This is a genomic window from Campylobacter concisus (assembly GCF_002913715.1).
Classification (GTDB): domain Bacteria; phylum Campylobacterota; class Campylobacteria; order Campylobacterales; family Campylobacteraceae; genus Campylobacter_A; species Campylobacter_A concisus_AG.
This window is the reverse complement of record NZ_PPCE01000009.1, coordinates 195,729-219,268: the sequence shown is the minus strand read 5'-3', so window position 1 is coordinate 219,268 and position 23,540 is coordinate 195,729. Positions and strand designations below refer to the sequence as shown.

The 23,540-nt window shown below is 39.9% G+C and carries 24 protein-coding genes; 2 read left to right on the top strand and 22 right to left on the bottom strand.

Features of this window, described 5'->3' with window-relative positions:
- Positions 1-76: 76 nt before the first annotated feature.
- From CYO92_RS05050 to ileS, 11 genes are all read right to left on the bottom strand, one after another.
- The gene (locus tag CYO92_RS05050) at positions 77-2,281 is read right to left on the bottom strand and encodes an endonuclease MutS2 (protein ID WP_103588896.1); all 2,205 of its coding nucleotides are present in this window, start codon (positions 2,279-2,281) and stop codon (positions 77-79) included.
- Positions 2,278-2,622 (bottom strand): hypothetical protein, encoded by a 345-nt coding sequence (locus CYO92_RS05045; RefSeq protein ID WP_103588895.1) that lies wholly within the window; start codon positions 2,620-2,622, stop codon positions 2,278-2,280. The genes CYO92_RS05050 and CYO92_RS05045 overlap by 4 nt, the downstream gene beginning before the upstream one ends.
- Complete coding sequence (locus CYO92_RS05040) at positions 2,616-2,933, bottom strand: hypothetical protein (RefSeq protein WP_103588894.1); 318 nt, start codon at positions 2,931-2,933, stop codon at positions 2,616-2,618. Before CYO92_RS05040 ends, CYO92_RS05045 begins: the two co-directional genes overlap by 7 nt.
- Positions 2,933-4,240 carry a UDP-N-acetylmuramate--L-alanine ligase gene (murC, locus tag CYO92_RS05035; protein ID WP_103589113.1) on the bottom strand — a complete coding sequence of 436 codons (1,308 nt, stop codon included), beginning with the start codon at positions 4,238-4,240 and terminating at the stop codon, positions 2,933-2,935. Before murC ends, CYO92_RS05040 begins: the two co-directional genes overlap by 1 nt.
- An 85-nt stretch (positions 4,241-4,325) precedes the next feature.
- The gene (locus tag CYO92_RS05030) at positions 4,326-4,679 is read right to left on the bottom strand and encodes an MmcQ/YjbR family DNA-binding protein (protein WP_103588893.1); all 354 of its coding nucleotides are present in this window, start codon (positions 4,677-4,679) and stop codon (positions 4,326-4,328) included.
- A gap of 74 nt (positions 4,680-4,753) precedes the next feature.
- Complete coding sequence (locus CYO92_RS05025; protein ID WP_103589112.1) at positions 4,754-5,548, bottom strand: carbon-nitrogen hydrolase family protein; 795 nt, start codon at positions 5,546-5,548, stop codon at positions 4,754-4,756.
- Positions 5,541-5,732 carry an exodeoxyribonuclease VII small subunit gene (gene xseB / locus CYO92_RS05020; protein WP_004317712.1) on the bottom strand — a complete coding sequence of 64 codons (192 nt, stop codon included), beginning with the start codon at positions 5,730-5,732 and terminating at the stop codon, positions 5,541-5,543. The genes CYO92_RS05025 and xseB overlap by 8 nt, the downstream gene beginning before the upstream one ends.
- A 3-nt stretch (positions 5,733-5,735) precedes the next feature.
- Positions 5,736-6,842, bottom strand: coding sequence for a homoserine O-acetyltransferase MetX (gene metX, locus CYO92_RS05015; RefSeq protein ID WP_103588892.1), 1,107 nt, complete (start codon positions 6,840-6,842; stop codon positions 5,736-5,738).
- Positions 6,842-8,290, bottom strand: a complete 1,449-nt coding sequence (gene guaB / locus CYO92_RS05010) for an IMP dehydrogenase (RefSeq protein ID WP_103588891.1) — start codon at positions 8,288-8,290, stop codon at positions 6,842-6,844. Before guaB ends, metX begins: the two co-directional genes overlap by 1 nt.
- Before the next feature lie 4 nt (positions 8,291-8,294).
- A complete protein-coding gene (gatA, locus tag CYO92_RS05005; RefSeq protein ID WP_103588890.1) occupies positions 8,295-9,653 on the bottom strand; it encodes an Asp-tRNA(Asn)/Glu-tRNA(Gln) amidotransferase subunit GatA in 1,359 nt (452 codons plus the stop codon).
- A gap of 99 nt (positions 9,654-9,752) precedes the next feature.
- On the bottom strand, positions 9,753-12,509 hold the full coding sequence (gene ileS / locus CYO92_RS05000; protein ID WP_103588889.1) for an isoleucine--tRNA ligase: 2,757 nt from the start codon (positions 12,507-12,509) through the stop codon (positions 9,753-9,755).
- Between the two features lie 95 nt (positions 12,510-12,604).
- Between ileS and CYO92_RS04995 the strand changes: the two genes are divergently transcribed.
- Together CYO92_RS04995 and CYO92_RS09555 are read left to right on the top strand one after the other, a co-directional pair.
- Positions 12,605-13,702 carry a CinA family protein gene (locus CYO92_RS04995; RefSeq protein ID WP_103588888.1) on the top strand — a complete coding sequence of 366 codons (1,098 nt, stop codon included), beginning with the start codon at positions 12,605-12,607 and terminating at the stop codon, positions 13,700-13,702.
- Positions 13,703-13,883: 181 nt separating this feature from the next.
- On the top strand, positions 13,884-14,006 hold the full coding sequence (locus tag CYO92_RS09555; protein WP_258030512.1) for a hypothetical protein: 123 nt from the start codon (positions 13,884-13,886) through the stop codon (positions 14,004-14,006).
- 366 nt (positions 14,007-14,372) lie between these two features.
- Here the strand turns inward: CYO92_RS09555 and CYO92_RS04985 are convergent, their stop codons facing one another.
- The 11 genes from CYO92_RS04985 to CYO92_RS04935 are packed head-to-tail and all read right to left on the bottom strand — an operon-like array spanning position 14,373 to position 23,535.
- Positions 14,373-16,601 (bottom strand): hypothetical protein, encoded by a 2,229-nt coding sequence (locus tag CYO92_RS04985; protein ID WP_103588887.1) that lies wholly within the window; start codon positions 16,599-16,601, stop codon positions 14,373-14,375.
- Positions 16,598-17,116, bottom strand: a complete 519-nt coding sequence (locus CYO92_RS04980) for a LolA family protein (RefSeq protein ID WP_103588886.1) — start codon at positions 17,114-17,116, stop codon at positions 16,598-16,600. The genes CYO92_RS04985 and CYO92_RS04980 overlap by 4 nt, the downstream gene beginning before the upstream one ends.
- The gene (locus CYO92_RS04975; protein ID WP_223315393.1) at positions 17,113-17,535 is read right to left on the bottom strand and encodes an acyl-CoA thioesterase; all 423 of its coding nucleotides are present in this window, start codon (positions 17,533-17,535) and stop codon (positions 17,113-17,115) included. The genes CYO92_RS04980 and CYO92_RS04975 overlap by 4 nt, the downstream gene beginning before the upstream one ends.
- Positions 17,536-17,537: 2 nt before the next feature.
- On the bottom strand, positions 17,538-19,148 hold the full coding sequence (locus CYO92_RS04970) for a glycosyltransferase family 2 protein (protein ID WP_180997870.1): 1,611 nt from the start codon (positions 19,146-19,148) through the stop codon (positions 17,538-17,540).
- Complete coding sequence (locus tag CYO92_RS04965; protein ID WP_103588883.1) at positions 19,145-20,701, bottom strand: AMP-binding protein; 1,557 nt, start codon at positions 20,699-20,701, stop codon at positions 19,145-19,147. Before CYO92_RS04965 ends, CYO92_RS04970 begins: the two co-directional genes overlap by 4 nt.
- Complete coding sequence (locus CYO92_RS04960; protein ID WP_258033826.1) at positions 20,691-21,179, bottom strand: DNA gyrase subunit B; 489 nt, start codon at positions 21,177-21,179, stop codon at positions 20,691-20,693. The genes CYO92_RS04965 and CYO92_RS04960 overlap by 11 nt, the downstream gene beginning before the upstream one ends.
- A 46-nt stretch (positions 21,180-21,225) precedes the next feature.
- Positions 21,226-21,471 carry an acyl carrier protein gene (locus tag CYO92_RS04955; protein ID WP_021090641.1) on the bottom strand — a complete coding sequence of 82 codons (246 nt, stop codon included), beginning with the start codon at positions 21,469-21,471 and terminating at the stop codon, positions 21,226-21,228.
- Between the two features lie 2 nt (positions 21,472-21,473).
- Positions 21,474-21,731: a phosphopantetheine-binding protein gene (locus CYO92_RS04950; RefSeq protein ID WP_021090881.1), complete on the bottom strand. Its 258-nt coding sequence runs from the start codon at positions 21,729-21,731 to the stop codon at positions 21,474-21,476.
- The gene (locus CYO92_RS04945; protein WP_103588881.1) at positions 21,715-22,461 is read right to left on the bottom strand and encodes a lysophospholipid acyltransferase family protein; all 747 of its coding nucleotides are present in this window, start codon (positions 22,459-22,461) and stop codon (positions 21,715-21,717) included. The genes CYO92_RS04950 and CYO92_RS04945 overlap by 17 nt, the downstream gene beginning before the upstream one ends.
- Complete coding sequence (locus CYO92_RS04940; protein ID WP_103588880.1) at positions 22,451-23,119, bottom strand: beta-ketoacyl synthase chain length factor; 669 nt, start codon at positions 23,117-23,119, stop codon at positions 22,451-22,453. Before CYO92_RS04940 ends, CYO92_RS04945 begins: the two co-directional genes overlap by 11 nt.
- Entirely contained in the window at positions 23,119-23,535 is a 417-nt protein-coding gene (locus tag CYO92_RS04935) for a hypothetical protein (RefSeq protein ID WP_021090821.1), read from the bottom strand. The genes CYO92_RS04940 and CYO92_RS04935 overlap by 1 nt, the downstream gene beginning before the upstream one ends.
- Positions 23,536-23,540: the final 5 nt, after the last annotated feature.

Here is a 23,540-nt window from a genome sequence, read left to right as displayed (position 1 = left end):
AAAGTTACTTCCCTTATCTTGTGTACTTGCCCTGATTATATCAACCTTAAAATAAATTTTAACTTTTAGGAAGAAGTTAAAGCCTGACTATTTTAGCGCCGTATCCACCCTGATTTGCCGGTGCGTCAAAAAACTCTTTCACGCTTGGATGCTCTTTTAAGAAATTTTTAACAGCAAAGGCGAGTTTGCCAGTGCCGATGCCGTGAAATACGCTAACCTCGTCAAATCCCATAACAAGACTATCTGAGATAAATTTATCAAGCTTAGCTATCGCCTCGTCAGCTCTCATGCCGTGCAGATCGAGCGAGAGCGAGGCCGTTTTTGGCTTATCGACACTTAAACTTACGCCACCTTTTTTAGGCAAGACTACCTCGTTGCCATTTTTTCTTAAAAGCTCAAGTGGCACGCGCAAATTTATGCCATTTGACTCGATCATCGCGTCATTTTTAGAGATGCTTAAAACCGTGCCTTTGATATTTTCATACTTCACTCTATCGCCTACTTTTAGGCTCTCACGCTCAGTTTTTTTAGACTTAACGATGGCAGTTTTTTTCTCATTTGCCACATTTAGAGCTCTTTGCTTGTCTTTTATGTCCTTGAAATTTATAACAGCTTTTGCCGCATTTATCGCTTCATAATACTCTTTTTCAAGGCGCGCAATAGTCGCATTTAGCTTGATCTCATTTTTCTCTTTTAGCTCTTTTTGCTCCTCAAGCAAGCGCTCCAGCCGCTCCTCTTTTGTCGTGACCTCTTTTATCCCCTCATCAAGCTTAGTTTGTAAATTTAGCGTCTTTGTGATGATCTCGTTTAAATTCTCTTTATCTTCGCCATAAATTTTCTTTGCCTGAGCCACTAAATTTTGAGATATGCCGTATCTTGCCGCTGTTTCAAAGGCGTAAGACTTGCCGATCGTGCCCTTTAAAAACTCAAATTTAGGCCTTTGAGCCGCCTCGTCATAAAGTGCCGCCACTAGCTCAACCTCTGGGTTTTTAGCTAATAGCATCGCAAGGCGCTTGTGGTGGGTCGTGATGATCATTTTGATATCTTGAGTGATGAGGCGCTCTATCATGACGCCATACAAGCTCGCAGCCTCCTCAAAATCGGTGCCAAGCTCAATCTCGTCGATACCGATGATGATCGATTTTTTAGTAAAAAGCTTTGCAAAATGCACCATCCTGCCAGCAAAGGTCGAGATGTCGTTTTTCACACTTTGCGGATCTTCTATAATCGTATCAAATTCTTTAAAAGAGCCGATGCTTGAGCGGTTTGCGTCGATACGCATAGGCAGCAGATACTTTGCAAGTAGCGTGGCTGAGATGATTGATTTTAAAAGCATCGACTTGCCACCAGCATTTACGCCAGTAATGAGAAGCACCTTTTTGCTAAAATCCACGCTCACGCTCTTTGGATTTTTAAGCGCTGGATGGGCAAATTTCTCAAGCTTTATGACATGCGAGCTGTTTGGCAAAACAAACTCATAGTCACGTGATCTAGCCAAATTTACTCGAGCCTGATATGCGTCAAACTGATCAAAAGCGTTATTTATAAATTTCAAAAAGAGCAGGCTCTTACTCATCTGCAGGCTAAATTTCTTGCAGTGCTCAAAAATGATCTCTTCTTTTCTATCAAGTAGCTCGCTTTGCTCCTTTTTTAGGCGCTCGGTGCTTACAGGTGCGACGTAGAAGTATCCGCCTGAGCTTCTAGCGATCACGGTGCCTTTTAGGGCGTGATTAAAGCCACCACGCACCAAAAGTGCCTCTTGCGAGTTGATGTAGTGCGTCTGGGTATCGACTAGATAGGGCGTGATGTGCTTTGAGTAGATGAGCCTTTTAAGCTCGGCGTCGATCTGGCGCTTTTTCTCGCTAAATGCCTGCTTTATCGCATAAAATCTCTCATCCACGCTGTCGCTAAACTCGCCGTTTTCATCAAAGCTGTTTGCCATCTGGCTCATCGCTTCAGGGATTTCAACCTTTGCGATCCACTCGCCAAGCCTGCCTTCAAATTTTTGCTTTTTTAGATACGAAAAATACTTAATAATCTTTGCAAACTCGTAAATTTCGCTGATGTGAAGTACTGCTTGCTTGCTAAGTCTAATTAGCGCGTCATCAAGTTCTTTTATCTCATCAGGCGCCTTAAAATCATACTTTGAAAGCTCGCTAATATTTTCAAAGTGGATTTTGCTATCGCCTTGTAAAAATAGCGGCTTTTGCCTTGCTAAAAAAGAGTTAAATTTCTCTAAATACTCGCCCAGATCGAGCTTTAAAAATATCTCTTCAGTCATTGCTCACAACTTTTTATCGGTACGATGACGCCTGAGAGATCGCTAAATTCTCTTTTAGCTAAAAATGACGCCGTACCAAATTCGTAGTTAAATTTCTTAGCGCTAACGTTGTACTCGCCACATTTTAGTGTTTTGCCCTGTTTAAAATCGCTAACTAGCTTTGAGATGGCGTCCTCGTTTTTTGATAAATTCTCTTCATAAAAATAGACGCAAATAAGGATCGCTACAAGCACCACACTAACGAGCGCTTTTATACCTTTGCTGATCTTTTCATCTTTTATCGCCCAGATCGCTCCAAAAAGTACGATCAAGCCAGCGATTAGGATCAAATTTCTTACCATTTCACGCCTTTATATTTTACGATAAGCTCTTTGTAAAGCTCAGCATGAGGCTCGATCTTGTCTAAAATTTCTACCTTAACCTCGCTAATATCTTGCTTTTCAACTAGCAAGCAAACAGCCATATACGGGGCATTTGGCAGCATCTCTTTTATCTGAGTGCTACTTAGCTTTTGCGACCTTGCAAGAGCGATCAAGATATCTTTTTTGCCTAAATTTATAAGGCTTGAAATTTCATCCTCGCTTAACTCTTTTTCATTTATCTCTTTTAAAATTTCATTTTCATCTTGAGGCTTGAAGCTACTTAGATCCATTAATATCCGCCTCTTAGCTGCACGCTGATATCACCCGCTCCAAAGCCAACTACGATGCCATCACTTAGGCGGTTTTTCACGCCAAATTCATCTGTAAATTCTATCCCCTCTTCAACCCTCTCGACCTTGTCGGTAAAGATCGGGTTATACTCGCTAAATTCACTCTTCATATCAACTTCGATCGGATTTTCCCCAGCTGCATAAACTGGCAAGATGACAAGCTCATCAACGCCTTTAAAGCACTCTTTAAAGCCAGGTAAATTTGTGCTAAGTCTTGTGTAGCGGTGTGGCTGAAATATCGCTGTGACGCTGTTTATGCCTAAAATTTTGGCGTATTCAAAGACTGATTTTAGCGTCGCTTTTATCTCGGTTGGATGGTGCGCGTAGTCGTCGATTAGGATGAAATTTTTGTTTGCACAAAGTATGTCAAAACGCTTTTTAATGCCTTTAAAATTTAGCAAATTTTCTCTTATGTCTTTTAGCGGCGTCTCGTGCATCGCAGCAAGGATGGCCAAAGATGCGTCTATGGCGATATGCTCGCCCATGCCAAAGGCTTCAAATTTGCCTAAATTTTTAAGGTTAAAGCTGGTGTATGGCTGATAGTCTTTTACAACCATCGTAAGCTCGGTAATGTCGGTGCTTGGATAAAGCCTGATCGCATCAAGCTTAAGCGTGCTTAAAAACTCGTCCTCAGCATTTATCACCCTAACCTTTGCACGCTCCAAAAAGCCCTTGTAGGCTGCGTAAAATTTAGCTAGATCATAGTCATAGTGCTCCATGTGCTCTGGCTCTGCATTTGTGACGATGGCTAGATATGGGTTTGAGTTTAGAAAGCTAGAGTCACTCTCGTCTGCCTCAAATACGACGTTATCGCTTTTAGCGTAGCGCATATTTGAACCAAACTGTTTTGAGATGGCGCCGATGATGACTGAACCCTCAATAAGGCTTGCTAGCATCGCTGAAGTCGTGCTCTTGCCGTGTGCGCCAGCTACTGCAAAAACACACTTATCTTCAAGCACATAAGGCAAAATTTCTTTTCTTGAAAAGCACTTTATGCCCTTTCGTCTGGCCTCCACTAGCTCGATGTTATCCTCTTTTATCGCAGCTGAATAGACCACAAAGTCTTGGTCTTTTATCGCCTCTTTGCAGTGTGGCGTGATAACCTCAATGCCTTCATCTTTTAGCTCAAGAGTCGTCTTGCTCTCTTTGATGTCGCTGCCGCTTATCTTGTGACCTTTTTCATGTAAAAATCTAGCGATGGCTGAGATGCCGATGCCGCCGATGCCTATGAAATGGACTTTTTTGATCTCGTTGTTTAACTCTTGCAAATTTTATCCTTAAGTTTTTCGTGATTTTAACAAAAACTACTAAATTTAAGGCTGAAAATGGCTTTTATTTGCTTAAGGTAAAGCTTTCATCTATCAGATCAAAAACGGCTTTTTGTGAGATTTTGGAGTTTAAATTTACACTTATCCAGTGCTTTTTATTCATATGATATGCCTTAAAAATTTGCATCTCATCAACTAGCACCATGGCTAGATCTGGGCTGCATTTTAGATTTAAAACTTCTATCATTTCGTCATTTTTAAGACCAAGCTTGCTAGCGCTTATCTCCATAAGTAGTGCAAACCACTTCTCATTTTTCTTGTGACGAAAGACATTAATTTTTGGATATTTTGGGAAAATTTGCTCACCTAAAATGTCAAATTTCTCTTTTATATATATCTCAATGTCATCTCGTTTCAAATTTCACTCCAAAATTCCTTTAAAGAGCGCTCATTCTTGCTAAGCTCGCTTTCCCATCCGGTTACGGACTTATTTTATCTTTTAAATTTCGCCTCTATCTGCATAAAACCCCAAGTGCTTCTAGCCTCACTAAGCTCCTTTTTGCTAAGCTCATCTATCATCATCTCTTCATTTTTACCAAGCCTATTTTTAACTTCACCAAACGGATTAATAAGCATCGAATCGCCGTAAAAGCTCCACTGCGTATCATCACTTTTATGGCTTCCTACACGGTTTACGCGGAGCACGTAGACGTTGTTTGTAAAGGCTCTAACCTTTAAAAGCTCCTCCCAGCGCGCCTGCGAGAAAAATGTACAAGCCGTTGGCACGAGCACGATATCAACCTTCTTAGCGCTCATATAGGCCCAGCACACATCAAAGTGCGCCTCGAAGCCAAACATGACGCCAACCTTAAATTTCTCGTAGGTAAAGATAGGCAAATTTAGCTCATCGCTTGTGTTATTAAAGAATTTCGCCTCATTCCAGTGAGCGTAAGGCATGAGAATTTGCTGATCATATAGCTTTACTTGTGTTGGGGTAAATTTGGCTAGACTTTTAAAAATTTCCTTACCTTTTAGATTTACAATGGGTGCAACAATATTTAGATTATATTTTTTTGCCATTGCAAAAAGAGCCTCTTTTTTACGCTCGCTCTGCTCTTTTATAAGGCTTTTTGGCATGCTAATGAGCTCTTTAAAAAAGCTATTTAGCACATATTCACCAAGCACAACAAGTCTTGCATTTTCATCCGCACAAATTTTTAGATAATAATCAAGCCTTGCCTCACTTAAAGGCTGCGTTGGTAGCTGAAGAGCACAAATTCTACTCATCATCCACCTGCTTTATGCTAAGTTTTGCGTTTTCTAAAATTTCTCTTGCCTCGTTTAGTAGCTTTTTGCCTTGTTCGTGAAGCTTTATGCTATTTTCTAGGCTCACATCATCTTTATTTAGATCGTTTAAAATTTTATCTGCTAGGGCTAATTTTTCTTCAAAGCTTTGCTCTTTTTGCTCCATTTTCTATCCTTTTAATATATTTTTTATATATCCATCAAATTTTTCTATCTCGACCAAAAATGCGTCATGGCCGTAGTTGCTATCTATCTCTACGAAATTTGTATTCTCTCCTCGCCCCATCTCACAAAGTGTGTCATAAATCTCTCTCATACAGCACGGTGGAAAGAGTAGATCGCCTTTGAAAGCAATTAGATGCAAATTTGCTTTGATCGGCGCAAGGGCGTCTTTTAAATTATCATAGTGCCTTGTACAGTCAAAAATATTCATCATTTTTACGATATATAGGTAGCTTAGCGGATCAAACCTCTTTGGGAAGTTGTAGCCGTTGTACTCCATGTAGCGATCCACCTGAAAGCGCCCAGAAAGCTCGTAAAGACCGTCAGTTTCTACGTAGTTTCGTCCAAATTTCTCATCCATACTATCAGGACTTAAAAAGCTGATATGCCCTGCCATCCTGCCGTAAGCCATACCTTTTAGACCATTTTTCCTTATAAATTCCGCGTCGTATTCGCCATTTTTAAAATTTTCATCATTCAAAATGGCTTCAATGGCGATTTTGTTAAACGCTATCGCCCATGGCTTAGTCTGGTAGGTGCTTGCTAGCATTACGATATCCTGGGCAAATTCTGGAAACTCAATAGCATAGCAAAGTGCTTGCATACCGCCAAGACTGCCGCCTATCACGGCTCTTACACTTGTGATACCAAGCTCGCTAAATAGTCTCACTTGCGCCTTTACCACGTCACTTATGGCAAGGACTGGGAAATTTAGCCTATACTCTTTGCCACTGCTTCTATCCACACTTAGCGGCGAAGTCGAGCCAAAGCACGAGCCTAAGATATTTACGCAGATAACATAAAATTTATCGGTATCGACCGCCTTTTTACTGCCTATTAGCCCGTCCCACCAGCCAGCTTTTTCATCGCCTACGTACGAGCCAGCAGCGTGGTGTGAGCCAGTTAAGGCGTGGCAGATCACGATAACGTTGCTTTTATCAGCATTTAGCGTGCCGTAAGTCTCATAAATAAGCTTGAAATTTGATAGCATACGGCCACTCTCAAGATAGAGCGGCTCGTTAAATTTAATAGTTTTAGTTTGCAGATTTAACACTAATTAACTTTGTAGTTTGGTGCCTCATGAGTGATAACTACGTCGTGAACGTGGCTCTCTTTTAGTCCTGCACTTGTTATCTCGACAAATTCAGCTTTTTCTTGAAGAGTTGGGATATCTTTTGCACCGACATAGCCCATAGCGCTTCTTAGGCCGCCTATTAGCTGATGGATCACATCTTTTATACTGCCAGCAAATGGCACACGGCCTTCGATGCCTTCAGGTACAAGCTTGTCTTGAGCGGTGCCCTCTTGGAAGTAGCGGTCAGAGCTACCCTTTGTCATAGCGCCTATTGAGCCCATGCCGCGATATACTTTATACTGGCGACCTTGGAATGTTATAAGCTCGCCTGGACTCTCCTCGCAACCTGCAAGTAAGCTACCAGCCATAACGCAAGCTGCACCTGCTGCAAGGGCTTTTGCCACGTCACCTGAGTATTTTAAACCACCATCAGCGATAACTGGGATGCCATATTTCGCTGCTTCGCTTGCGCAGTCGTCAATCGCTGAAATTTGAGGCACGCCAACGCCAGCAACGATCCTTGTAGTACAAATAGATCCTGGTCCGATGCCCACTTTTATGCCGTCCGCTCCTGCTTCTGCTAGGTCTTTTACGGCTGCTGGGTTTGCGATATTGCCAGCTACGACATCAACTTTAAAATTTGCTTTTACCTCTTTTAAAGTATCGATGATGCCCTTTGAGTGGCCGTGAGCTGAGTCGATGACGATGACATCTACGCCAGCATCAACTAGTGCTTTAGCGCGGTCTATCTGACCCACACCAATAGCCGCCGCCACGCGAAGTCTGCCGTAGTTATCTTTGTTTGCGTTTGGATACTCTTTGCGTTTTTTTAGATCTTTTATAGTGATAAGTCCGTCAAGTCTGCCGTCTTTATCGACGATAGGTAGCTTCTCAACCCTATTTTGAGAGAAAATTTTCTCCGCATCATCAAGCGTGCAGCCCTTTGGTGCAGTGATAAGCGGTGCTTTTGTCATGCGGTCTTTTACCAAAGTGCTCATATTTGTCTCAAATCTCAAATCGCGGTTTGTTAAAATTCCTATTAGTTTGCGATCTTTGTCGATGACTGGAACGCCTGAAATATGAAGATCTGACATAAGGCTTAGAGCTTCAGCCACGGTCGCTTCTGGATTTATAAAGATAGGATCGATGATGACGCCACTTTCGCTTTTTTTAACGCGTTTGACCTCTTTTGCTTGGCTTTCGACGTCCATATTTTTGTGGATGACACCGATACCGCCGAGCCTCGCCATCATGATAGCAGTTCTATGCTCAGTCACCGTATCCATCGCAGCAGAGACGATCGGGATATTTAGCGTGACATTTTTGCTGATCCTGGTTTTTACATCAACTTGCTTTGGCAAAATTTCAGAGTATTGCGGCACAAGAAGCACATCCTCAAATGTTAAAGCTCTCTTTACTATCTTCATATTTTTATCCTTTTATTAAATTTTCTAGGCTCTTAGCACCATTTATCAATGTCTGTTCGTCCCACGCTTTTGCGATGAGCTGGGCGCTCACGTTTAAATTTTGATCATCTTTGCCAACTGGCACAGAGATAGCTGGTAGACCTGCTAAATTTACGCTGATCGTGTAAATGTCGCTTAGATAGGCCTGAAGCGGATCGCTGTGTGCTCCAAATTTATAAGCTGTGCTTGGAGCAACTGGCATGAAGATGAGATCATTTTCTTCTAAAATTTTCTCGTACTGAGCTTTTATATGCGCTCTTGCTTTTTGCGCTTTGATGTAGTAAGCGTCGTAATATCCGCTACTTAGTACAAATGTACCAAGCAAAATTCTCCTTTTTACCTCTTCGCCAAAGCCTTCTGAGCGTGAATTTACATATAGCTCTTTTAAATTTTTAGCATCTGCGCGTCTGCCATATCTTACGCCATCGTAGCGGCTTAAGTTTGCGCTTGCCTCTGCGGTTGCGATGATGTAGTAGGCAGCGACGTCATATTTTGAGTCTTCAAAATTTGTGTAAGTTACGTTGTGACCGTGTGATTTTAGCTTCTCGATAGCTAAATTTAAAGCGACTTTTGTCTGCTCGCTTGCGTTTTCGACGTAGTTTTTGATGACACAAATTTTTAGCTTTTTGTTGCCATCTATCTTGTCGCTAATACTCACAAATGGCACATCTGCGCTCGTGCTATCTTTTGGATCATGTCCAGCGATCGCGTCATATAAAATAGCTGCGTCTTCTACGTTTTGAGCGATCGGACCTATTTGATCAAGGCTGCTTGAGTAGGCGCCAAGGCCATATCTGCTCACTCTGCCATAAGTTGGCTTAAGTCCCACACATCCGCAAAATGCCGCTGGCTGGCGGATCGAGCCACCAGTATCACTACCAAGTGCAGCTACTGCGAGTCCAGCTGCGACTGCTGCTGCTGAGCCACCGCTACTGCCACCTGGGACATGGGCATGATTTAGTGGGTTTAGTGTTTTGCCGTAAAATGAACTCTCAGTCGTGCTTCCCATCGCAAATTCGTCCATATTTGTGCGGCCAAATGGAGCTAAATTTTTGCCAAGTAGCTTCTCAATGACAGTTGCATTATAAGGTGCGACATAGCCTTGCAAAATTTTAGAAGCACACGTGATGTTCCAGCCTTTTACCTGGATGTTATCTTTTATAGCGATTGGTACGCCCTCGCCTAGTTTTGCGATCTCTAAATTTGCTAGTTGCTCAACATAAGCGCCAAGCTCTTTTTCTTTTATGATCTTTGCTTCAAGCTCAGCTCGTAAATTTTTTATCTCTTCAGCTGAAAATTTTAAAGCTTCTTTCAAAGTTACCACTATTTTTATCCTTTAAATTTATTAACCAAAAATATGCCAAACAAGCTAACAACGACCACCGCAGCGATCGTTGCGACTATGATAGTTGCGCTTACTGGCTCACTTAGCACTTATGACCTCTTCACATCTTGGACATAGCGCATCTTCTTTGCTAGCGTTAAATTTCCAGCATCTTGGGCATTTGTGAAGGTTGCTTGCTATGATCTTAAATTTATCACCCTCAAGCTCAAACTCGGCTAGTGGCTCGCTATCATCATAAGCTCTAACCGAGCTTACCATGTAAAGATCGGCCACTTCGCGCTCGTCGTAGCTTGTGATGTTGTGGTTTGTGGTCTCTAGACTTAGCTCTAGGGTTGATTTTATCTTTTTGTCCTTCTTAAGAACGTCCACGATCTCGTTAAATTTCTCCCTACTGGCAAAAAGTAGCTCATCTTCAAAGCTAAGGTCGAATTTGATTGGCTCATAGACTAGATCAAACGCGTCTTTTGTCTCGCCCTTGATGATCTTTGGAGCATAGTCCATCACCTCATCAACGGTGTAAGTAAGCGTTGGAGCGATGAGTGGCAAAAGCGCCTTTGTGATGATCGCCATCGCGCTTTGAGCTGATCTTCTTCTCGGTGCGTCTTTTGCGTCGCAGTAAAGTCTATCTTTGCAAACGTCAAGATAGACGCCGCTAAGATCGGCTGATAGGAAATTTAAAAGGATGTTAAAGCCCTTTGAAAAGTCATAATTTCTAAAGCAAGCGCTCGCCTCGTCGAAAACCTTTTTAGCGCGCGCCAATATCCACTTATCAAGGATGTTAAACTCTGTATTTAGGCTCTCAAGATCATTTACGTTTGCTAGTAAAAAGCGGATAGTGTTGCGGATTTTGCGGTACTGCTCGCTGATTTGCTTTAATATATCTTCGCTTATCTTTAGGTCGCTTGAATAATCACTCATGCCAACCCAAAGCCGTAAAATTTCCACGCCGTGAGTCTTAGCAACGTCTTGTGGAGCTATGACGTTGCCCTTGCTCTTGCTCATCTTCTCGCCCTTAGCATCGACAGTAAAGCCGTGAGTTAGGATGCTCTCGTAAGGTGCGTGAGAATTTATAGCTGTGCTTACTAGAAGCGAGCTTTGAAACCAGCCGCGGTGCTGATCTGAGCCCTCTAGATACATGCTTGAAGGGTATTTGCCAGCGTCGTAGTTGTCGCTTTGCAAGACCGCATGCCATGTCGAGCCGCTATCAAACCAAACGTCAAGAATGTCCATCACTTTTTCTAAATTTTCAGCCTTGTATTTTGAGCCCTTTGGTAAAAGCTCGTCTATACTTAGCGCCCACCACGCATCAGCGCCTTTTTCTTTAAAGATAGCAACGATGTGGTCTAAAATTTCACTATCAAATATAACTTCTTTTGTCGCTTTGTCTCTAAAAAACGCGATCGGCACGCCCCAGTCACGCTGACGAGAGATACACCAGTCTGGGCGATTTTCTATCATCGAGCCTATTCTTTTTATGCCTACGCTTGGATAAAATTTAACCTTTTCAAGCTCTTTTAGCGCTGTTTGTCTAAGCGTTCTGCCACCAAGTTTAGCCTCATCCATAGCTATAAACCACTGCTTTGTGGCTCTATAAATGACAGGCTTGTGCGTTCTCCAACAAAATGGATAAGAGTGTCTAAATTTAGATACGCTAAGCAAGCTTTTGCCAAGTAGCTCTAAAATTTTCTCATTTGCTTTAAAGATGTGCATGCCGACAAACTCGTCAACCACGTCGCTTCTAAATAGTCCGTGATGCTTTAGGCTCTCATCGTAGCAGCCACCATCATCAACCGGCATCAAAATTTCGCTAAAACCATATTTCAAACATATGTAATAGTCGTCCTCGCCGTGTCCTGGAGCTGTATGAACAAGTCCAGTACCACCATCCATCATGACGTGATCGCCTAGTAAAAATCGCGACTTTCTGCCGTTTAGCGGATTTATCGCGTGAGTGTTTTCAAGCAGGCTTGATTTAAACTCTTTTTTGATCTCACCCTTGCTTAGGCCGCTTTGTACAACGCTTTCAAGTAGTGGCTTTGCAAAGATCAAATTTTCAGCCGTTAGCACATAAATTTCATCTGGTTTTAGACTTATGGCTTGATTTGCTGGAAGTGTCCAAGGCGTAGTTGTCCAGATGACAGCGCTTGCCTCTTTTACGCCAAGCTTTTCTAGCGCGTCGCCATCAAGCTCAAATGCTACGTAAATAGAGTAGTCCTCTTTCTCCTCATACTCGACTTCAGCTTCAGCTAACGCCGATCTAGCCGCCCAGCTCCAATAAACTGGTTTGCTTCTTTCTATCAAAAGCCCCTTTTTAGCGATCTCGCAAAGTGCTTTGTAGATGTCGGCCTCAAACTCAAATTTCATCGTCATGTATGGATTTTCAAAGTCACCGATGATGCCAAGGCTTTTAAATTCATTTCGCTGGATATCTATAAATTCTCTCGCGTGCTGTCTGCAAAGCTCCCTGATCTCGACCTTGCTAAGCTCTTTTTTCTTATCGCCAAGCTTTACTTCAACTTGCTGCTCGATAGGCAAGCCATGACAGTCCCAGCCTGGCACGTAGCGGACGTTTTCGCCGTAAAAATAGTGCGTTTTTGTGATGATATCTTTTAAAATTTTATTTAACGCGTGGCCGATGTGAAGGTGGCCGTTCGCATACGGAGGGCCGTCGTGGATGTTGAAGTTTTTAACCGCTTTTTGGCGATTTTTCTTCATTTTTTCATAAACCTTGCGCTCTTCGTACCATGATTTTAGTCTTTGTGGTTCATTTTGTGGGAGATTTCCGCGCATCGGGAAATTTGTCTCTGGGAGTAAAAGTGTCTCTTTGTAGTCCATTTTTTACCTTGATTTAAAAATTTGCTAATTTTACACCTGTGCTGGTTAAATCACACTGAAAAATAGTATAATGAGGCAAAAAAAGGAGCTTAAAAATGAGACAAAGTATCTTGATAATAGGCGAAGATCTTGAGATAAATAGAGAATTTCTAAACTACATTTTTCAAAGTTACGAGGATCATTTTGGCGAGCTTGGAGTGGTCAGTTTTGCTCCAAAAAATAGCAAAGAGCTGCCTTTTATCATCGAAAATTTATCAAAAGATTACGACTTTGTAAGCATTTTTGGCTCGGATGAAAATTTTGCCATCGCCGCAAAGATCGTAGCGACGCTAACTGGGGGCTCACTTGAGCTAAAAGATAGCACGACACTTGTGCTTAAAGATAGCTTAGACTACTCAAAAAATAGCTTTTTAGCCAGCCTAAATAACGCCCAGATAAATCTCATAAAAGCTAATCCAAATGAAGAGCTAGGCGAGTTTCTAACCGACTATGAGCCTGATTTTAGTTACTTTCATCTAATAGACATCGACGCAGATAGCGCGAAGATCCTTATGCTGCCACTTGCTAAAACTTACGAGGTCGATATAACCCTTGCGCAGATCCTGCCAAATTTGATACTAGTAAGGGCAAAAAGTAATAAATTTGGTCAGATCGAGAGCTTTTTACAAGGGGTAAAAACGCTATTCTCGCAAAAATTTATCCCACAAAAAGATGTGATAGAATTTGTGGCAAAGAAGCTCATGCAAAAGGGGCTTAAAATTTCATTTGCTGAGTCTTGCACAGCTGGGCTTGCGGCGGCTAAATTTGCAAGGTATGGCGGCATCTCAGCTAGCTTTGATGGCTCACTAGTAACCTACGCAAATCACATAAAGCACGAGTGGCTGGGCGTTGAGGATGAAATTTTAGATACTTACGGAGCCGTGAGCGAGCCTTGCGTAAAAGCGATGGTAAAAGGTACGCTAAGCACGACAAATGCGGACTTTGTGCTTGCGATTAGCGGTATCGCTGGACCAGGTGGTGGCACAGCCAGCAAGCCAGTTGGCACGGTCTACGTCGCAGCCGGAGATAAAGACGGTAACATCGAGATTGAGAGACTTCTTTTAAAAGGAGATCGCAACTACATTAGAGAGCAAAGCGTGCTAAGTGCGTATCTATGCCTACTTCGCTTAAAAAGTGAGATATTTTTTGCTTAAAAATTTGTCTTTAAAATCTTGTGCGATTTAGCTAGCCAAAAATTTTTATACTAAAAGATCAAAAGAGCCAAATTTAGGAAGCTAAAAATGCTTAAAAATTTTTACCACTCACCATTATTGCGTTATTTGCATTTGACACCAAGATGTAGCCGGGCGAAATAAAAGCAAGTATAACTCGCCTTTGGATACATTGGCGCAAAATTTTGGTGGATATGCCAATAAAGAGAGTAAAGAAGTTGTCACAAAAGATAGACAAGAGCTCATAAAATACGCGACTATGTCATCTATGTGGATGACCTCATAGACCTTAGCGAAGGTAATATCCCGCAAAATAGTAAGAGCGAGGGTTAGATAAATTTATAAGCGAGATTAACAGTGGTGAGTTTAGCTCTTATGCCAAATTTATGCGAGCTTACGGCGCCTCATGCCGTGCAAATTTGGTAAGTCATAAGTGTATTTTTGAAAGCGGAAAATAAAGCTTTCAAAAAGGGCAGTGTTTGCAAAAGCTAGACAAATCGCTATTTAAGCTGCCGTATAAATTTGATCTCATTTCAGCCTCAAACGTCCAGAACAAGGCAAATAAAATGCAGACATAGGCAAAACTAGCCATTAATAAAATTTTTGCCAAAAACCATAAACTAGACAAGCTGCTTGGAGTCTAAAAATCAAACTAAATTTTTATATTTTTACAAGATAAAACGCTAGCACATAGCCCATATATCAGCACGCAAAGGCTAACGCTTAATCCAAATACGCTAAGAGCGGCAGTCTGACTAAAAGATAGCGTAAAAAACGAGATAAAACTCGTGATAAATGCGCAAAATATCCCATAAATTCGCTCTTTTTCGCTAAGACTCTCATTTAGCGCAAATATCATGTAGTCAATCCCCACAGCGCTTGCAAGGATGAGCCCAAAGATGCCAAAAATGCTTAAATTTATGCCAAAAATAGCAAAAATAAAGAGCGTAAGAAGCACGCCAAAGATGATGATACCCATCACAAGTGCCGAAATAAGCGCACTAAAATAAACCCATAGCAGTAAAAAGGCGATCACAAGCGCTGCTATTTTTAGCTTTAGAGCAAGCTCTTTTGCCTGAGTTAGGCTCTCATTTAGCGAGTCAGCAAAATTTAGGCTAAAAGCTTTGTGGCGTTCCAGCACCTCATCACTTGCCACCCTTTTTACAAAGCCGCTCGCGTAAGCCACACTTGCATTTTCATCAAGCATAAATTTCTTAAAATCCTTCATTGATTTTAGAGCCAAAATTTCACTCACGCCAAGCTCTTTTTCGCCCAAAACCTTTAAAATTTCGCTTCGTATCTCATCCTTGCTAAAGCCAAATCTCTCATAAATCACGTAAATTTGCTCATCGTCAAGCGCCTTTTTAAACGCCTCTTTTAGCTCATCCTGCTCGCTTTTACTTAAAAACATATCACTTAGCGAGCTCTCATCTTTTATCAAATTTCTCTTTTTTAGCTCGTCTAAAAGGCTTTTTTCGCTTCCTAAAATGTCACCGCTAGACCTTGTCACGATCATCGTGTTTTGATTATTTCCAGTTAGACTTAAGATATAAGAAGAGTCCGCTAGCAGGCTCTTTGGCATATTTGAGTAGTCTTTTACATTTTCGCTTTTTGATAAATTTTTAAGATCAAAAACAAGAAAAATAGCTAGCAAAATAAGTGAGATAGCTAGAAATTTAACCCCCAAATGCCTAGCAACTAGGGCAGAGAGCTTGCAAAATTTAGTTAAAAACGCATCAAAAATCTTTGATCTATAAAATTTCACCCCTTCAAAGACTAAAGGCATGAAAAAGTAGCTAGCCAAAAACGCAGTAACGAGCGCAAATGCCGAAAATAGCGCCACCTCTTTAAGCAGTTTAAGATCAGAAAACGTAAAAGCTAGATAGCCACTAAGCGTGATAAGAAGGCCTAGTAAGAAGATTTTTAGCATATTTTTTATGCTGTCTGCCCTGATCGCTTCGCCCTCGTTTTTGCTAAGCCAGTGTAAGACGTAGTCAAACATGAGTCCAATGAGGCTTGTGCTTATTAAAATAGTAAGGATGTTTAGCTCACCAAGGCAGAGCAAAGTGCCTGCAAATGCCACGCTAAAGCCAAATGCAGCGATAAATATCACATAAAAAATTCGCAAATTTCTAAAGGCAAGCATCAAAAATATAGCGGTTAGGCTTAGCGAAACCGCACTCATATAAAGGCTCTCGCTCTCATTTTTTTGCTTTGAAAATGCCTGATAGAGGGCACTTGAATGTACAAAAAGCTTGTTTTGCCCAACTTTTAGTGCGTTTAGCTCGTTATAAAAATTTATTAGCCCCTCACTCGCAGCTCCCTTTTTTAGCTCGCCTTTTAGTAAGAAAAAGCTCTTTTCTGCGTCTTTTACCTCAAGCATGAGCTCGGCTAAATTTAAGCTCACATTGCCATTTTTTGCACTAAAACCACTACTTAGCGAGAAAAAATCATCTTTTACATTTAAAAGCTTAAAGCTAAAGCTGTTAAAAATTTCCTCCGCACGCTTTTTAAAAAAGGCGTTTTTATCGCTTTTTAAAAGCTCTAGATCAGCCCTACTTAAAAGCGCGATCTTTGAGCGGTTGATGTCGTTTTTTATATCATTTAAATTTACGTCAATGTTCGCCTCAAAGCTCTTAAAAAGCGAGCTTTTAAGTGCTAAGCTTTGCATGTCTTTGGCTAGTTCTTTGGAATTTACTAGTACCAAAAAATTTGACGCCATCTCATCTTGCACCTCTTTTAGCACCTTTGCCTCTTTGGCGTCTTTGAAATTTATCAGTGAAAAGATGTCGGTTTGGACGTTTTTTAGGCTCGCAAGCGAATATCCAAGCGAGGCTAAAAAAACAAAGATAAAAGCCAAGATCGTGGCTAGTTTTTTCATTTTAGACTAAACTCATTTATTGTTTTATCTCCGCTTACCTCGTCAAGCTCGATCTTTTTTACCACATCGTCGCCACTTATCTTTATGCTTTTAAAAATTTGTTTAAAGAGTAAATTTTTAGGGTTTAGCTCTATACTCCACTCTTTTAGGCTGCCGCTTGTTTTTATATCAAATTCTTTCCTAAGCTCGTTTTCATCGAGGCTGATGATAGCAAGAAATAGCTTTTCGTCAAAATTTGCGCTCGTCTTTTCAAGCTTGCCATTTTCGTTTTTGAAAATGCCGTCTTTATTTATAAAAACCTTTGAGACGGCTGGCTCTAGCGTGTCCCAGTAAAGTCCGCCCTTTTCAAGCCTAAACTCACCAGAGCTTTTTATGCTTTTGTTAAAGCCAGCCAGGCTCTTAGTTTGCGTGAAATTTCCGCTTACGCCATCTGTTTTTACTATATTTTTAAGTTCACCCAGCTCATAGCCAAAGCAAGATATAAAAATGGCTAAAAAAAGAGCTATTTTTTTCATAAAATTTCCTTTTTCGTGTAAGCTTCAATCGCCTTTATTAGCGCTTCTGGCATCTCAAAGCAAGTTTGCAAGCTCTTCATCTCGATGACAGCTTGGGCAGTATTTGCCTCGCTTAGCTTTTCGCCCTTTTCATTTTCTATAAGATAGTGAAATTTTAAAAATGTTTCGCACTCGCTAAGCGTCGTCGTGACCTTTATGACGTCGTTAAAAAAGGCTGGTCGCACGTATTTTACGTCAAGTTTTACGATAGGAAAGGCGTAACCATCTTTTTTCATAGCTATGTAGTTGTATCCAAGCTTGTCAAGTAGTTCGCAGCGTGCCATTTCTAGGTACTTGACATAGTTTCCATGCCACATCACCTCCATGCTATCGACGTCAAAAAACGCCACTTTAAATGTGCTAACGTGTGAAATTTTCAAATTTATCTCCAAAAATCAAAAAAATTAAACCACTGCGATGGGTTCTTGCAAGCGTGATCTTCGAGCTGTCTTACATAGATTTGCACGTATGGCATGACGCCTGCCTTGCGGTCGCGACCTAGTTTTATCTCATCTGCGATGTCGCTTAGCTCGATGCTAAATTTATCGCCATTTTTCACGCACCAAAGCGTGCTCATTTTTACACCCAAAATACCAGCTAGCAAGTATGGGCCATAGTTAAATTTAGCCATCTTGCCAAGAAAACTAACCTCAACAAATTTATCGCCATTTACCGGAGTTCTATCGCCCATTATGCCGATATTTACGCCACTTTCTACCGCCTCTTTTAGCTCAAGCATAGCTGCTGCATCGAGATTTTCTACGCTTATTAATCTAATCTGTCCCTTACTTATCTGCTCTAAAATTTTATAAAAATTTTCATTTCCCTTGCTATAAACCAAGATGATCATGCGAAAACTTGGCGATCGAAGCGAAAGTGTCTTGCAAATTTCTACATTCCCTAGATGGCTTGTTAGCAAAATTCTGCCACGCTTTGATGCCTCAAACTCTTCTTTTATCCACATGAGTTCGTCAATATCTAGCTCATTTTCGAGCACACCATTTTGCCAAATACGAAATTTATCGCAGATCGCAATACCAAATTCATAAAAATTTCTAAAAACACCAGTAGCCGGCTTTTTACCACTAAATTTCTCTACGTTTTGCAAAAATTCTCTTATATTTTTTCTCTCTATTTTTGAAAAAATATAATAAAAACAAACGACGATCATAACGATAGGTTTTATAAGAAAAATAGGCAAATTCTTGGTTAAAAATAAACTCACCCTTAAGAAAAATTCATTTGATCTTTCGCCTTTTTGCCACCATACGTATTTTTGTCCCCTAAAGACTTTGCTCAGCAAAAATGGAACCAAACTAAAAAAATATTTAGCATGCATAAGGCTTATTAATACGTTATCTTTTAGCATTTTAAAGTGAGAAATTCCACCTTTTTCATATCTTACTTTTAGCGGTATCCATCTTAATCCAACACCTGCTCTCACAGCATTTACAAGGATTTCCATGTCAAATTCCATCCTATTTGATTTGCTTTGAGAGATCGCACTCTCAAGCTCTTTTAGAGGATAAATTCTAAAGCCACACATCGCATCTTTTATGTCGGTGCTTAATGTATTTACCTTGACCCAAAAATTTGTGATCTTTCTACCATAAAACCTCGACTTTGGTGCATCCTCGCCATAAATTGGATCAGCCATTATCATATCATGTGGATACTTTTTGCTAAGCTCCAAAAACTCCGCAACCTCGCTTATGTCGTGCTGAAAGTCAGCGTCGATCTGAAATGCATGCGTGTAGCCATTTTGCAAGGCATGTCTAAAGCCATCTTTTAGTGCAGCCCCCTTACCGCCATTTTGTGCTCTTGTCAAAATTTCTACACCAAATTCGCTCAAATTTTGCAAAGCTTTTTTTGAAGTCTCGTTTGAGCCATCATCAACTATTAAAATAGGTAGATCATAGCTAGTAAGCGCCTCACAAAGGGCTTTGATCTTTTCTGGATGGTTATAAAATGGTATGAGAAAGAGTGTCTTCATAATCCCAGCTTTATCCTACCAGCAGCACTTCTAGTGCCGTTGCAAAATATCTCAAAATAAATTTTCTCATCTTTTTGCGAAATTTCTATACAAAGCTCGTCATTTGGCCTTACAAATTTTAAAAATTTCAGATTCTCCACCACGCACTGATCGCCTATATTTGCGCCAAGCTCTCTTGCAAATTTAAATACAAAATCAAGCTGCACAAAGCCAGGTAGCAGCGGTAAATTTGGAAAATGTTCGGTAAAAATGCCAAGTGCTGGGCTAAGCTTTGTTTTAAATTTATAGACGCCATTTTCGCTACTTTTATCCCAGCTAGGCTCTTCACTCTTTTCTAAAAGCTCTTTAAAATTTGCTTTTAGAAATTTCCCTTGAGTGTTTTTGCAAAGCGAGCTAACGATTTTAAAATACCTAACACTATTTTTAAACTCAGGCCTTAAAAGCTCATTTAGCCTTGCTACAACGCACTTTTTACCACTATTTCTAAAGAGCTTCACGCCCTCTTCACCAAGTTCTAAAAGTGCGGCCAGACGCTTAAATTTTGGATGCGTATCACAGTAACAGTCTTTTAAAAGACCACTTTCAAACATCTTATTTTCGATACTTATTAGATTGACCCTTTTATCATTTAGCTTTACTATCCTATCGATCCTACCTTTTAGCGTGAGCCTGCTACCATCTATCTGCGCCCAGTCGCTAGTTTGGAAAAACTCACACCATGGTGAGCTCACGTTTAGTGCCTCATCCTCGCTAAGACCTGCCTTTACCTTGCTAAAAAGCAAAAGTTCATCGCCTAAATTTCTAGCTACTACACCAGTTTCAGTGCTGCCGTAGATGTCGATGATACGCGCACTGCTTAGTTTTGCTATGCTAGCTCTTAGCTCACTCTTTAGGGCTGAGCCGGCGCAGATGATGTTTTTTAGCCCTGAAATTTCAGCTGCTCTTGGGCTAGAAATTAGCGTTTGAAGCAAAACTGGGCTTGTTATGAAACTTAAATTTTCAAGCTCTAGCTCAAAGATCGCCTCTGGGTAATTTAGCTCCTTGCTAACGGCCTTTGCACCAGAGATGATGGGTAAAAATACCTTAAAAGTAAGGCCAAACATATGCTGATGCGAAACGCTTGAAAAAAATGTATCACTTTCATTAAATCCAAGTTCTTCTTTCAAAAATAGCCCTTCTTCTATCATCGCACCAAGTCTTTTTGGTATATTTTTACTCTTTCCAGTTGAGCCTGAAGTTTGAAGAAAAAAAGTAGAATTTAGATTAAATTTTGGCTCCATATTTCTGGCTGGAGCTAAAAAATTCTTGAAATTTTCATCATTGATATTAAATTTATCACTACTAAAAATGGGCTTTGCAAGCAAAATCGGCCTAATACCAACTGCAAGTGCTCCAAAAAAGGCGACACAAAAGTCAAAAGTTTCACTTAGATAGATCTCTATCTCACTCACGCCATACTCTTTTAAATTTGCCCCAAAAATACCAACTTGTGAGTATAAATTTTTATCAATATCAACAAATTTAAACTCTTTTAGATTATTTTCAAACTCCATTTTTCCTCTTTAAAATAAAAACTTTACGATATAAAATTTCTCCAAAAAACAAAAATCCCATCAAAATATAAGAGACAAAGGAGCAGTAAATGCTCCAATAAAATTTATTTTCAAAGCACGATAAAACAAATGCAAAAACCGCATTAAATACAAAAAATAGGCACCAAATTTTTGTTAGCCCTCTTGTGTAACTAACGACCTTTTCATCTATGCTTTTCTCTTTTAATCTAGCGATTTTGGTTATAACGGCCTCATCCTTTAAGCTGTAAAAAAAGACCGCCAAAAAGCCAAGGCTTACGATACTTGGATATAAAAGTGCTAGATTTACACTTCTAAAAATAGCACAAATAGCAAAAAACAAGCTAGCCAATAAGCAAACCTGCCTTTTCTTGCCACTTTCAAAATAGGCTCTAAGCCCCCAAAGCACACATAAAACACCAAATATCAAAGTGGCGTTTTCTTGCCAAAAAAATAGCACTAAAGGATAAGCAATGCTTACTAAAATTAGAACTAGGTTTACTATTTTATGCTTCAAATTTCTTTGCTACAGCTTTTACGATATCATCAAGCGTTTTTACGTTTTTAAAATCCTCTGGCATCAGCCTATGTCCGGTTTGACGTTTGATGTAATCAATCATATCAATAGCGTCGATGCTATCAATCTGCAAATCCTCATATATCCTAGTCTCTGGCTTTATCTTGCTCTCATCTATCTCAAAAAGATCAATCAAGGCTTTCTTTAAAATTTCAAAAATTTCTTTTTCACTCATCGTTATTTCCTATTTTCGTAAATGTATTTTGCAAGAGAAGATACGCTAAAAAATATCTCTTTTAGATTTGCGCTCTTTGAGTCAAGCACGAGGCCATATTTTTTCTGCACCGCAAGTCCAAGCTCTAAAGCATCGACGCTATCAAGCCCAAGACCATCATTAAAAAGTGGCGCATTCTCATCAATATCGCTTGGCTTCATATCCTCTAAATTTAAGCTTGTGATGATCAACTCTTTTATCTCATTAACTAGCTCTTTCACCAAATTCCTCCTTATAAATTTTACTTATCTCATCATGCATTGCCCTGGCCCTCACGGGGCTTGGCCTATCTTTTAAAAACATATCAACATCAAAATTTTTTATCTCTTTAAAATAATATTTTATCTTTTCATCTGACGTTTTATACCATGGTTCATTTTTTCTAAGGCTTCTTGGATGCATATTGATACCGATACAAACAATATTTTTAGCGCCTTTTACACCTATATAAGCTGCTGCCTTATGAAAAATAATTTTATCTTTCGTACGTGTGCCCTCTGGGAAAATTAATAAATTTTCACCGCTTTTTAAAACATCTACGCTTTTTTGTAAAAATTCCTCGTTATTTGTGTTTAGTATATAGTTGCACGCCCTAATTGCAGCAAATAAAAATATATTTTTGCCAAGCTCGCCCTTTACGATGCAGTTTATTCTTTTAAATTTTGAAACTAAAAAGACCACATCAAGAAGCGAGGGGTGGTTTGCTATGACTAAATTTGATCCGCCATTTAGCTCGCTAAGCTCAAATTTATAGTCCAAACGCCCACAATTTTTAGCAACTTTTATAAAAAATTCCCAAGAAATTCTAACTAGATCACGGCATAAATTTTGTATAAATTTAAATTTATTTAGCCCCAAAAGTACCACTGGCACAAGTAACAAATCTCCGCTTATGCAAATGATCGCAAAAAAGAAAAAGAAAGATCCGGTTCTTAAAATTTTAAGGCTCATAGCTAAAATCCCAAGACGAAGAATAACTACAACTTTGCCAGCTTTTTGATATTTTTGGATCAAAATTTACAATAAAGCTTTTTAATAAATTCCCGCAAATTTCTTTTTCTTTTTTAGCTCTTTTTAGAGTTAAAACTCTCTCATTTTTTGCCCTTGAGATAATAAGAGCGAGCATAAATGATGGCTTTTTCTCATCAAAATAACTCTGCCTTATCGACTCATGATAGGCAAGTATTAGCACCTTTTCATATCCGTCATTTAGTCTTAAAAATGCAGCTTGCAAGGCATCTTCGACTGGGCTAAATGAAGATATGGCAAGAATTTCATTGTGATTTTTAGCTTCTATGCTAAGAAGTGACGAGATAGCGTTATGCACAGAGAGCGAAAACGATGTAGGCGAAACCGGCTCAGCTTTTGCCAGTGTAGTCTCTAGCTCAAAGCAGCGATTTATCTCTCCTTCATATGAGCTAAAAATAACTGGCATATCAAGCTTATCAAAGCCACTAATTAGGCTAAAAGCACACTTTGCAGCACTACTTAGCCTTCTTCTTTGTATGGGTGGAATTTTTGCTAGATCAAATTCTTTTTTGTATCTAGCCAGATCCTCGCCGACATTGCCATAAGCTATCGCATCAAAAAAATCAACTTGAAATTTCATTATTTCGCGATATCACCTTTTAGAGTAACGCCAGACATCAAAGCACCGCTTCCGCATTGAAACTGAGTTTTTGAGTTAAATGGCTGTTTTTTGTAGTAGCCAGTTAAATTTACAACCTTTGTGCCACCTTCTTTTAATGCTCTTTCTTGGAAAGTCTTTAAAGCTGAAAGAAGTGCGATTTGGCATGCCTCTTCATCACTTTTATTAAAACCATTTGTCTTTTTATTTGATGTTAGATCTTTTACAATTACCTGACCGCTATAGCCTGTGCCAAAGCTGATACTTACATTTGGAAGTAAGAAATTTTTAGCTTTTGGACCATTTAGGAAATCAAGTGAGTGATATTTCACATCATCTCTTGCATTAAGACTTGTAGCAAATGCCAAAATAGCAACTAATGAAACTAATTTTTTCATGTTTA

Bases quoted from the DNA above. Each gene is read 5' to 3' on its own strand.
- CYO92_RS05050 (WP_103588896.1), bottom strand. From the start codon at position 2,281: ATGACTGAAGAGATATTTTTAAAGCTCGATCTGGGCGAGTATTTAGAG.
- CYO92_RS05045 (WP_103588895.1), bottom strand. From the start codon at position 2,622: ATGGTAAGAAATTTGATCCTAATCGCTGGCTTGATCGTACTTTTTGGA.
- CYO92_RS05040 (WP_103588894.1), bottom strand. From the start codon at position 2,933: ATGGATCTAAGTAGCTTCAAGCCTCAAGATGAAAATGAAATTTTAAAA.
- CYO92_RS05025 (WP_103589112.1), bottom strand. From the start codon at position 5,548: ATGAGTAGAATTTGTGCTCTTCAGCTACCAACGCAGCCTTTAAGTGAG.
- xseB (WP_004317712.1), bottom strand. From the start codon at position 5,732: ATGGAGCAAAAAGAGCAAAGCTTTGAAGAAAAATTAGCCCTAGCAGAT.
- guaB (WP_103588891.1), bottom strand. From the start codon at position 8,290: ATGAAGATAGTAAAGAGAGCTTTAACATTTGAGGATGTGCTTCTTGTG.
- ileS (WP_103588889.1), bottom strand. From the start codon at position 12,509: ATGGACTACAAAGAGACACTTTTACTCCCAGAGACAAATTTCCCGATG.
- CYO92_RS04995 (WP_103588888.1), top strand. From the start codon at position 12,605: ATGAGACAAAGTATCTTGATAATAGGCGAAGATCTTGAGATAAATAGA.
- CYO92_RS04985 (WP_103588887.1), bottom strand. From the start codon at position 16,601: ATGAAAAAACTAGCCACGATCTTGGCTTTTATCTTTGTTTTTTTAGCC.
- CYO92_RS04980 (WP_103588886.1), bottom strand. From the start codon at position 17,116: ATGAAAAAAATAGCTCTTTTTTTAGCCATTTTTATATCTTGCTTTGGC.
- CYO92_RS04970 (WP_180997870.1), bottom strand. From the start codon at position 19,148: ATGAAGACACTCTTTCTCATACCATTTTATAACCATCCAGAAAAGATC.
- CYO92_RS04965 (WP_103588883.1), bottom strand. From the start codon at position 20,701: ATGGAGTTTGAAAATAATCTAAAAGAGTTTAAATTTGTTGATATTGAT.
- CYO92_RS04955 (WP_021090641.1), bottom strand. From the start codon at position 21,471: ATGAGTGAAAAAGAAATTTTTGAAATTTTAAAGAAAGCCTTGATTGAT.
- CYO92_RS04945 (WP_103588881.1), bottom strand. From the start codon at position 22,461: ATGAGCCTTAAAATTTTAAGAACCGGATCTTTCTTTTTCTTTTTTGCG.
- CYO92_RS04940 (WP_103588880.1), bottom strand. From the start codon at position 23,119: ATGAAATTTCAAGTTGATTTTTTTGATGCGATAGCTTATGGCAATGTC.
- CYO92_RS04935 (WP_021090821.1), bottom strand. From the start codon at position 23,535: ATGAAAAAATTAGTTTCATTAGTTGCTATTTTGGCATTTGCTACAAGT.